This window comes from Streptomyces sp. NPDC016640 (assembly GCF_043076215.1).
Classification (GTDB): Bacteria; Actinomycetota; Actinomycetes; order Streptomycetales; family Streptomycetaceae; genus Streptomyces.
In genome coordinates, this window is the sequence record NZ_JBIBRG010000034.1 from 1 (window position 1) to 11,203 (window position 11,203).

Here is an 11,203-nt window from a genome sequence, read left to right on the forward strand (position 1 = left end):
GGGCGAGGCGTGGGCGTACGGCGCGGACGTCGACTGGGACGCCTTCTACGAAGGCACCCGTCCCCACCGCGTCGACCTCCCCACCTACCCCTTCCAGCGGCAGCACTACTGGCCCCGCTTCGCCGACTCCGCCGGTGACGTCACCTCCGCCGGCCTGGAATCGCCCGACCACCCGCTGCTCGGCGCCTCCGTGGAACTCGCCGGTGGCGACGGACTCGTCGCCACCGCCCGCTGGTCCCTGCGCAGCCAGCCCTGGCTCGCCGACCACGCCGTGTCCGGCACCGTCATCGTCCCCGGCACCGCACTCGTCGAGTCCGTCATCCGCGCCGGTGACGTCCTCGGCGCCGGCAGCGTCGACGAACTCACCCTGCAGGCCCCCGTCGTCCTCCAGGAGCGCGGCGAGGTCCAGGTCCAGATCGGCATCGGTGACGCCGACGACTCCGGCCGCCGCCCCGTCACCGTCCACACCCGGGCCACCGGCCCCGACGGCGACACCGAGGACCTGTGGACCCTGCGCGCCCAGGGCACCCTCGCCGAACCGGGCGTCCCCGCCGTGGCGCGGCCCGAGGACTTCACCGCCTGGCCGCCGCCCGGCGCCACCGCCCTGGCCGCCGACGGCTTCTACGACCTGCTCGCCGGCCGCGGCTACGAGTACGGCCCCGTCTTCCAGGGCGTCCGCGCCACCTGGCGGCGCGGCGACGACGTCTTCGCCGAGGTCGTCCTGCCCGACCAGGTGCGCGGCGACGCCGCCCGGTTCGGCATCCACCCCGCCCTGCTCGACGCCGCCCTGCACGCCGCCGGGCTCGCCCCCGGCGGCGACGACCGCACCGTCGTCCCCTTCGCCTGGTCCGGCGTGTCCCTGTACGCCACCGGCGCCACCGCGCTGCGGGTACGGATCTCCCCGGCCGGCGAGGACACCGTCACCGTCCACCTCACCGACCCGAGCGGCGCGCCCGTCGCCGTCATCGACTCACTGGCCGTCCGCGAGGTGGCCGCCGAGACCCTCGACCCGTCCGCACGGGCCGCCCGCGACTGGCTGTTCCACCTCGACTGGACCCCCCTCACGCCCGCCGCCACCCCCGCCGACGCGACCGGCTGGGCCGTGCTCGGCACCCCCCACACCCCCGTCACCGCCCCCGACGGCAGCGGCGGCACGTCACTGCCCGTCCTCACCGACCTCACGGCCCTCGACGACGCCACCGGCCAACGCCCCACCGCCGTCCTGCTGTTCACCGGACAGGCCGCGACGGCCGCCCCCGGCGCCGACGCGCCGGCCGCCGCCCGCCCCGGCGACGACACCCCGGCCGTCCCCGACACCGTCCTCGGCGAGGTCCTGACCACCGTCAACGACTGGCTTGCCGACGACCGCACCGCGGACGTCCCCCTCGTCGTGGTCACCCGGGGCGCCGTCGCCACCGGGCCCGGCGACCCCGCGCACGACCTGCCCGGCGCCGCCGTCTGGGGCCTGGTGCGCTCCGCGCAGTCCCAGCACCCCGGCCGCCTCGTCCTCGCCGACCTCGACGTCCACCAGGACTCCTGGCAGGCCCTGCCCGCCGCGCTCGCCACCGGCGAACCGCAGCTCGCCCTGCGCCAGGGCACCGCCCACGCGCCCCGGCTGACCCGCCCCCGCACCGCCGACACCCTGAGCGCGCCCGCCGGTGCCACCGCCTGGCGCCTGGACATCCCGGTCAAGGGCTCCGTCGACCAGCTGGAACTGGTGCCCTGCCCCGAGATCACCGACGCGCCCGCGCCCGGGCACGTCCTCATCGAGGTACGCGCCGCCGGACTCAACTTCCGCGACGTCCTCAACACCCTCGGCATGTACCCGGGCCCCGCCGTCCTCCTCGGCGCCGAAGCCGCCGGCGTCGTCACCGCCACCGGACCCGGCGTCACCGGCCTCGCGCCCGGCGACCGCGTCATGGGCCTGGTCACCGGCGGCTTCGGCACCCACGCCGTCGCCGACGCCCGCATGATCGCCCCCATGCCCGACGGCTGGACCTTCACCCAGGCCGCCTCCGTCCCCGTCGCCTTCCTCACCGCCTACTACGGCCTGCGCGACCTCGCCGGCCTCACCGCGGGCGAGTCCGTCCTCGTCCACGCCGCCGCCGGCGGTGTCGGCATGGCCGCCGCCCAGCTCGCCCGCCACTGGGGCGCCGAGGTCTACGGCACCGCCGGCGACCACAAGCGGCGCCTGCTGCGCGCCGAGGGCTGGGCCGACGACCACCTGGCCTCCTCCCGCACCCTCGACTTCGAGGACCGGTTCCGGGAGACCAGCGGCGGACGCGGCGTGGACGTCGTACTGAACTCGCTGGCCGGCGACTTCGTCGACGCCTCGCTGCGCCTGCTCGCCCCCGGCGGACGCCTCGTCGAAATGGGCAAGACCGACGTCCGCGACCCCGGCCAGGTCGCCCTCGACCACCCCGGCGTCGCCCTCTACCAGGCGTACGAACTGCGCGAGGCCGGCGAGGACCGCATCCGGGAGATGTTCGCCGACCTCACCCGCCTCTTCGCCGACGGCTCCCTCCACCCGCTGCCCACCGTCACCTGGGACGTCCACCACGCCCGCGACGCCTTCCGCCACATGGCGCAGGCCAAGCACTACGGCAAGATCGTCCTCACCGTGCCGCGCGCCTGGAACCCCGACGGCACCGTCCTGATCACCGGCGGCACCGGCACCATCGGCGGCATCCTCGCCCGGCACCTCGTCACCCGGCACGGCATGCGCCACCTGCTGCTCACCGGCCGCCGCGGCCCCGACGCCCCCGGCGCCACCGCCCTGCGCGAGGAACTCACCGCCCTCGGCGCCCAGGTGACCGTCGCCGCCTGCGACGCCGCCGACCGCGACCAGCTCGCCGCGACCCTCGCCGCCGTACCCGCCGGCCACCCCCTGACCGCCGTGGTGCACGCGGCCGGCGCCCTCGACGACGGCGCCCTCGAACACCTCACCCCCGACCGGCTGCGCACCGTCCTGGCCCCCAAGGCCGACGCCGCCCGCCACCTGCACCGCCTCACCCGCGACCTCGACCTCGCGGACCTGGTGCTCTTCTCCGCCGGCGCCGGAGTCTTCGGCAACGCCGGACAGGCCAACTACGCCGCCGCCAACACCTACCTCGACGCCCTCGCCCACCGCCGCCGTGCCGACGGCCTGCCCACCACCTCCCTGTCCTGGGGCCTGTGGGCCGACGCCAGCGCCATGACCGGCCACCTCGACGACACCGACCTCGCCCGCGTCCGCCGCTCCGGCGTCCTGCCGCTGTCCGCGGCCGACGGCATGGCCCTGTTCGACGCCGCGCTCGCCGAACAGCGCCCGCACCTGGTCCCCGTCCGCCTCGACACCGGACGGCTGCGCACCGGCGACGGCGAGATCCCGCACCTGCTGCGCGCCCTGTACCGGGGCCCGGTCCGCCGCACCGCCCGGGCGGGCGCCGCCGGCGGCACCGACGGACTGCGGCTGCGCCTGGCCGGCCTGTCCGCCGACGACCGGCTCACCCTCCTGCGCGACCTCGTCGCCACCCACGCCGCCGCCGTCCTCGGCCACACCGACCCCGACCAGCTGCACGGCGGCCGCGCCTTCCGCGACCTCGGCTTCGACTCGCTGACCGCCGTCGAACTGCGCAACCGGCTCAACGCCGCCACCGCGCTGCGGCTGCCCGCCACCCTCGTCTTCGACCACCCGACCCTCGCCGAACTCGCCGCCCACCTCGACGGTGAACTCTCCGGCAGCACCCCCGCGACCGCGCCCGCCGTCCCGGCACCCCTCCCGGCCGCCGCCGGAGGGGACGAGCCGTTCGCGATCGTCGGCATGGCCTGCCGCCTCCCCGGCGGGGTGCGCTCCCCGGAGGACCTGTGGCGGCTCCTCGCCGACGGCGCCGACGCCATCGCCGAGTTCCCCGGCGACCGCGGCTGGGACCTCGACGGCCTCTACGACGCCCTGCCCGGCGACCAGGTCACCTCCCGCACCCGCGAGGGCGGCTTCCTGCACGACGCCGCCGACTTCGACGCCGACTTCTTCGGCATCTCCCCGCGCGAGGCCCTCGCCATGGACCCGCAGCAGCGGCTCCTGCTGGAGACTGCCTGGGAGACGTTCGAACGCGCCGGCATCGACCCCCGGTCGGTGCGCGGCAGCCGCACCGGCGTCTTCGCCGGCCTCTCCTCCAGCGACTACCTCAAGCGCGTCACCCACGTCCCCGACGAGATCGCCGGCTACGTCAACAACGGCAACGCCAACAGCATCGTCTCCGGCCGCGTCGCCTACACCCTCGGCCTGGAGGGCCCGGCCGTCACCGTCGACACCGCCTGCTCCTCCTCCCTCGTCGCCCTGCACATGGCGCTCCAGGCGCTGCGCCGCGGCGAGTGCACCATGGCCCTGGCCGGCGGCGTCACCGTGATGTCCTCGCCGGAGATCATCGTCGACTTCTCCCGCCAGCGCGGCCTGGCCGCCGACGGCCGCTGCAAGCCGTTCGCCGCCGCCGCCGACGGCACCGGCTTCTCCGAGGGCGTCGGCCTGATCCTCGTCGAGCGTCTCTCCGACGCCCGCCGCAACGGCCACCAGGTCCTCGCCCTCGTCCGCGGCTCCGCCATCAACCAGGACGGCGCCTCCAACGGCCTGACCGCCCCCAACGGGCCCGCCCAGCAGCGCGTCATCCGCCAGGCCCTGGCCGACGCCGGCGTCGCCGCCGCCGAGGTCGACGCCGTCGAGGCGCACGGCACCGGCACCCGCCTCGGCGACCCCATCGAGGCACAGGCGCTCCTGGCCACCTACGGCCAGGACCGCGACCCCGGGCGGCCGCTGCTGCTCGGCTCCGTCAAGTCGAACATCGGGCACACCCAGGCCGCCGCGGGCGTGGCCGGCGTCATGAAGATGGTCCTCGCCCTGCGGCACGGCCTGCTGCCCAAGAGCCTGCACGTCGACGCGCCCACCCCGCACGTCGACTGGTCCGCCGGCGCCGTCAGCGTCCTCGCCGAGGCCACCGAGTGGCCCGAACCGGCCACCCCCCGGCCGCTGCGCGCCGCCGTCTCCTCCTTCGGCATCAGCGGCACCAACGCCCACGTCATCCTCGAACAGGCCCCGGCCGAACCGGAGTCCACCGGCGAGGCGGACACCGGAGGCGACGACGCGCGGGAGACCCGCGCCGACCGCCCGCTGCCCTGGATCCTGTCCGCCCGCAGCGACGCCGCCCTGCGCGGCCAGGCCCGCGCCCTCCTCGCCCACCTCGACGCGCACCCGGGCCTCGCACCCGCCGACATCGCCCTGTCCCTCGTGACCCGCCGGGCCACCCTGGAGCGGCGCGCCGTCGTCGTCGCCACCACCACGGGCGACTTCCGCGCCGGCCTGGCCGCCCTCGCCGACGGCGTCCCCTCGCCCGCCGTGACCAGCGGCGGCCGGGGCGCCGGCCGTGACCGCAGGGCCGTCCTCGTCTTCCCCGGCCAGGGCTCCCAGTGGGCCGGCATGGGCGCCGGACTCCTCGACACCTCCCCGGTGTTCGCCGAGCGGATCGCCGCCTGCGCCGACGCCCTCGCCCCGCACGTCGACTGGACCCTCACCGACGTACTGCGCGGCACCGAAGGCGCGCCCTCCCTGGACCGGGTCGACGTCGCCCAGCCCGCGCTGTGGGCGGTGATGGTCGCGCTCGCCGAGGTGTGGCGCGCCCACGGCCTCAAGCCCGCCGCCGTCCTCGGCCACTCCCAGGGCGAGATCGCCGCCGCAGCCGTCAGCGGCGCCCTGTCCCTCGACGACGCCGCGCGGATCGTCGCCGTGCGCAGCCTCGCCATTGCCCGCGAACTCTCCGGCCACGGCGGCATGGTGGCCGTCACCGCCCCGCACGACGAGGTCGCCGCGCTCGTCGCCGACCTGCCCGGCGTCTCGGTCGCCGCCGTCAACGGACCCTCCTCCGTGGTGGTCTCCGGCGACACCGACGGCCTCGACACCCTCCTCGCCGGCTGCGCGGAGCGGGGCGTGCGCGCCCGACGCATCCCCGTCGACTACGCCTCCCACTCCGCGTACGTCGACCGGCTCGCCGAGACCCTGCCCGCCGCCCTGGCCGGCATCGAACCCCGCGACGGCGACATCCCGTTCTTCTCCACCGTCACCGCCGACTGGCTGCCCGGCACCGCCCTGGACGCCCCCTACTGGCACCGCAACCTGCGCGGCACCGTCCGCCTGGAGGAGTCCCTGCGCGCCCTCCTCGACCAGGGCCACGACGTGTTCGTCGAGTGCAGCCCCCACCCGGTGCTCACCGTCGGCATCGAGGACACCGTCACCGCGGCGGGCGCCGACGCGGTCGCCCTCGGCTCGCTGCGCCGCGACGACGGCGGCACCGACCGGGTGCTGACCGCGCTGGCCGCCGCCCACGTCGCCGGCGTCCCCGTCGACTGGCGGCCCGCCGTCGCCCACGGCCGCCCCGTGGACCTGCCCACCTACGCCTTCCAGCGCGAGCGGTACTGGCTGGAGGCCACCGGCGCCCAGGCCGACCCCACCGGGATCGACACGGTCGTACGGCTCGCCGACGGCGGCGCCGTCCTCGGCGGCGGCCTGTCGCTGACCGCACAGCCCTGGCTGGACGGCCACCGCGTGCACGGCACCGCCGTCGTCCCCGGCACCGCCCTGCTCGACTGGGCGGTACGGGCCGGTGACGAGACCGGCTGCCCGCTCGTCACCACCCTCGACGAGCACACCCCGATCGCCGTCCCCGAACGCGGCCGCGTCGACCTCCAGATCACCGTCTCCGCCCCCGAGGACACCGGTGCCGGCCCGGACCGGCGCGCGCTCACCGTCCACTCCCGCGTCCCCGACGCGGACGGCACCGACGTGCCCTGGACCCTGAACGCCACCGGCACCCTCACCGCCGGCGACCCGGTGCCCGCCCCGGCAGGACCGGACACCTGGCCGCCCGCCGGCGCCCGCCCCGCCGACCCCGGCCGGGCCCACGACCGCCTCGACGGCAGCGGCCTGGACACCGGCGCCGGCTTCCGCACCCTGCGCGCGGTGTGGTGGCACGGCACCGAGCTCCTCGCCGACGTGGAACTCCCCGAGGACGCCCGCGCCGACGCCGGCCGGTTCCGCCTCCACCCGGCGCTGCTCCAGACGGCCCTCGCCCTGGCCGCCACCCCCGAGCACGCCACCGCGCCCGCGCTGCCGCAGCGCTGGCAGGACGTCACCACGTACGCCACCGGCGCCACCCGGCTGCGCCTGCGGCTGACCGACGACGGCGGCACCTGGACGGTGCACGCCCACGACGGCACCGGAGCCCCCGTCCTCACCGCCACCGCCGCCACCCGCCCGGCCACCCCCGACCGGCTCCCGGCCGCCACCGCCCCCGACGCCCTGCACCGCGTCGAGTGGACCCCGTGGACCGGCGACACCGACCCCGCGGACCTCACCGGCCCCTGGGCGGTCATCGGGAACCCCGGACGCCTCACCGCCGCGCTCGAACGCGCCGGCGCCACCGTCCACGTCCACACCACCCTCGACGACCTCACCGCCGCCCTCGACCGCGGTGACGGCGAACAGCCGGCCGTGGTCGTCGTCCCCCACACCCACGACAACGGCACCACCGGCACCACCGGCACGGCCGCCCAGGACACCGCGGCCGCCGCCCACACCTCCGCCCACCGGGCACTGCGCCTGGCCACCACCTGGCTGAGCGACCCGCGCCACACGGCCACCCGGCTCCTCGTGGTGACCGAGGGCGCCCTCGCCACCGGACCGGACGACAGCGTCCCGGCCCTCGCCGACGCCACCGTCTGGGGCCTGCTGCGCTCCGCCCAGACCGAACACCCGGGCCGTTTCCTCCTCGCCGACCTCGACCCGGCCACCGGGGACGTGCCCACCGACGGCGCGGGCGGCGACCACGACGATCACACCGACCCGTCGGCCACCGCCCTCGTCGCCGCCGTCGCCGCCGCCGGCCGCACCGGCGAGCACCAGTTCGCCGTACGCTCCGGCACCGTCACCGTGCCCCGCCTGGTGCGCACCGACCGCGACAGCACCACACCCGCGGACGCCACCCCCTGGGGCGACGACACGGCCACCGGCACCGTCCTCGTCACCGGCGGCACCGGCGTCCTCGGCGCCCTCGTCGCCCGGCACCTCGTCACCCGGCACGGCGTACGCCACCTGCTGCTCACCGGCCGCCGCGGCCCCGACGCCCCCGGCGCCACCGCCCTGCGCGAGGAACTCACCGCCCTCGGCGCCGAGGTCTCCGTCGTCGCCTGCGACGCCGCCGACCGCGACCAGCTCGCCGCGACCCTCGCCGCCGTACCCGCCGGCCACCCCCTGACCGCCGTGGTGCACGCGGCCGGCGTCCTCGACGACGGCCTCCTCGACACCCTCACCCCCGAACGCCTCGACCACGTCCTGCGACCCAAGGCCGACGCCGCGTGGAACCTGCACGAACTCACCCGCGACACCAAGCTCTCCGCGTTCGTGCTGTTCTCCTCCTACGCGGGCCTCGCGGGCGGCCCCGGCCAGGCCAACTACGCCGCCGCCAACGCCTTCCTCGACGCCCTCGCCCAGCACCGGCGCGCCCGCGGCCTCACCGCCGTCTCCCTCGCCTGGGGCTTCTGGGAGGACCGCAGCGACCTCACCGGCGCCCTCGACGGAGCCGACCTCGCCCGACTGGACCGGGCCGGGATCCGCCCCCTCACCGCCGACCAGGGCCTCGGCCTGCTCGACGCGGCCACCGCCCTGGACACCGCCCACCTGGTCCCCGTACGGCTCGACCCGCGCGCCCTGCGCGCCGACCAGGTGCCCCCGCTGCTGCGGGCCCTCGCCCGGCCGGCCGCCCGCCGCGCCGCCGACACCGGGACCACGGGCGGACCGCAGGACTTCCGCCGCAGGCTCGCCGCGCTCGGCGGCCCCCAGCAGCAGGCCCTGCTGCACCGCACGGTCCTCGGCCACGTCGCCGCCGTCCTCGGCCACGCCTCCGCCGAGGCGCTGGACTCCGGACGCGGCTTCCTCGACCTCGGCATGTCCTCCCTGACCGCGGTCGAACTCCGCAACCGCCTCAACGCGGAGACGGGCCTGACCCTGCCCACCACCCTCATCTTCGACCACCCCGACCCGGCCGCCCTCGTCCGCCACCTGCGGGACGAACTCGGCACCGGCGGCACCGGATCCGGCGACGCGGACCAGCCCGTCTTCGCCGAACTCGCCGACCTCGAGGCCGCCGTGAGCGGCACCGAGCTCGACGACCAGGACCGGGCCCGCCTGGCCAAGCGCCTCCAGGCCCTCCAGTGGAAGCTCGACGCCACCACGGAGACCACCGACGAGCGCGACGACACCGACCTCGACACCACCACGGACGACGAGATGTTCGACCTGATCGACAACGAACTCGGCCTCGCCTGACACCCCGGCCCGGCACCGCGTCCTTCCAGAACCAGAGGATCCCACCCCCATGGCAAGCTCCGAAGACAAGCTCCGCGACTACCTCAAGAAGGTCACCGCAGACCTGCGTCGCACCCGTCAGCGGCTGGAGTCTGTCGAGGCCGGCCAGAGCGAGCCGATCGCCGTCATCGGCATGGCCTGCCGCTTCCCCGGCGGCGTCCGCTCCCCGGAGGACCTCTGGCGGCTCGTCGCCGACGGCACCGACGCCGTCGGCCCGCTGCCCGGGGACCGCGGCTGGGACCTCGACTCCCTCTACGACCCCGACCCGGGCACCCCCGGCAAGAGCTACGTCCGCGAGGGCGGCTTCCTCGACGGCGCCGCCGACTTCGACGCCGACCTCTTCGGCATCGCCCCCCGTGAAGCCCTCGCCATGGACCCCCAGCAGCGGCTCCTGCTGGAAACCGCCTGGGAGGCCGTCGAACGCGCCCGCATCAGCCCTGCCTCCCTCCGCAACACCGACACCGGCGTCTTCGTCGGCGGCGCCGACACCAACTACGGCTCCCTCGCCCGCACCACCGAGGAGACCGAGGGCCACAACCTCACCGGCGGCGCCATGAGCGTCCTGTCCGGCCGCATCTCCTACACCCTCGGCCTGGAGGGCCCGGCCGTCACCGTCGACACCGCCTGCTCCTCCTCCCTCGTCGCCCTCCACCTCGCCACCCGCGCCCTGCGCGCCGGCGAGTGCTCCCTCGCCCTGGCCGGCGGCGTCGCCATGATGCCGACCACCGAACTCTTCACCGAGTTCTCCCGCCAGCGCGGCCTCGCCCCCGACGGCCGCTGCAAGCCCTTCGCCGAGGCGGCCGACGGCACCGCCTGGGGCGAGGGCGTCGGCGTCCTCCTCGTCGAGCGTCTCTCCGACGCCCGCCGCAACGGCCACCAGGTCCTCGCCGTCATCCGCGGCACCGCCGTCAACCAGGACGGCGCCAGCAGCCGCCTCACCGCCCCCAACGGCCCCTCCCAGCGCCGTGTCATCGAGTCCGCCCTCGCCGACGCCCGCCTCACCCCCGACCAGGTCGACGCCGTCGAGGCCCACGGCACCGGCACCACCCTCGGCGACCCCATCGAGGCCCAGGCCCTCCTCGCCACCTACGGCCGGAACCGGCCCGCCGACCGGCCGCTGCGCCTCGGCGCGGTCAAGTCGAACATCGGCCACGCCCAGGCGGCGGCCGGTGTCGCGGGCGTCATCAAGATGGTCATGGCCATGCGCCACGGTGTGCTGCCCGCGATCCTGCACGTCGACACGCCCACCTCCCACGTCGACTGGACCTCCGGCGCCGTCGAACTCCTCACCGAGGCCACCCCCTGGCCCACCGCCGACCACCCCCGCCGCGCGGGTGTCTCCGCCTTCGGCATCAGCGGCACCAACGCCCACGTCCTGCTGGAACAGGCCCCCCTCCTCGAGGAGGCGGAGGCGTCCGACGACACCGGTACGCAGGCCCCGGCCGTCGACCCCGCCGTGACCCCGTGGCTGCTGTCCGCCCGCTCCGAGGCCGCACTGCGCGCCCAGGCCGAACGTCTCCTCGCCCACGTCAACGCCTCGGCCGCCCGCCCCCGGTACGCCGACATCGCCCTGTCCCTGGCGGCCAGCCGCGCCCCGCTCACGCACCGCGCGGTGGTCCTCGCCACCGACCCCGACACCACCGCCCGGGCCCTCACCGCCCTCGCCGCCGCCGAACCCCACCCCGCCGTCCTGGAAGGCACCGCCCAGGGCGGCTCGACCGCCTTCCTGTTCTCGGGTCAGGGTTCGCAGCGGCTCGGTATGGGTCGTGAGCTGTACGGTCGTTTCCCGGTGTTCGCGGAGGCGTTCGACGCGGT

2 protein-coding genes are annotated in these 11,203 nt (G+C 76.6%); both read left to right on the forward strand.

Annotated elements, in window-relative coordinates:
• A partial coding sequence (locus ACF07S_RS33265) for an SDR family NAD(P)-dependent oxidoreductase (RefSeq protein ID WP_391967458.1) occupies positions 1 to 9,349 on the forward strand: 9,349 nt, incomplete at its 5' end.
• A gap of 49 nt (positions 9,350 to 9,398) precedes the next feature.
• Positions 9,399 to 11,203: type I polyketide synthase (locus ACF07S_RS33270; protein ID WP_391975906.1), on the forward strand; the 1,805-nt coding region annotated here is incomplete at its 3' end.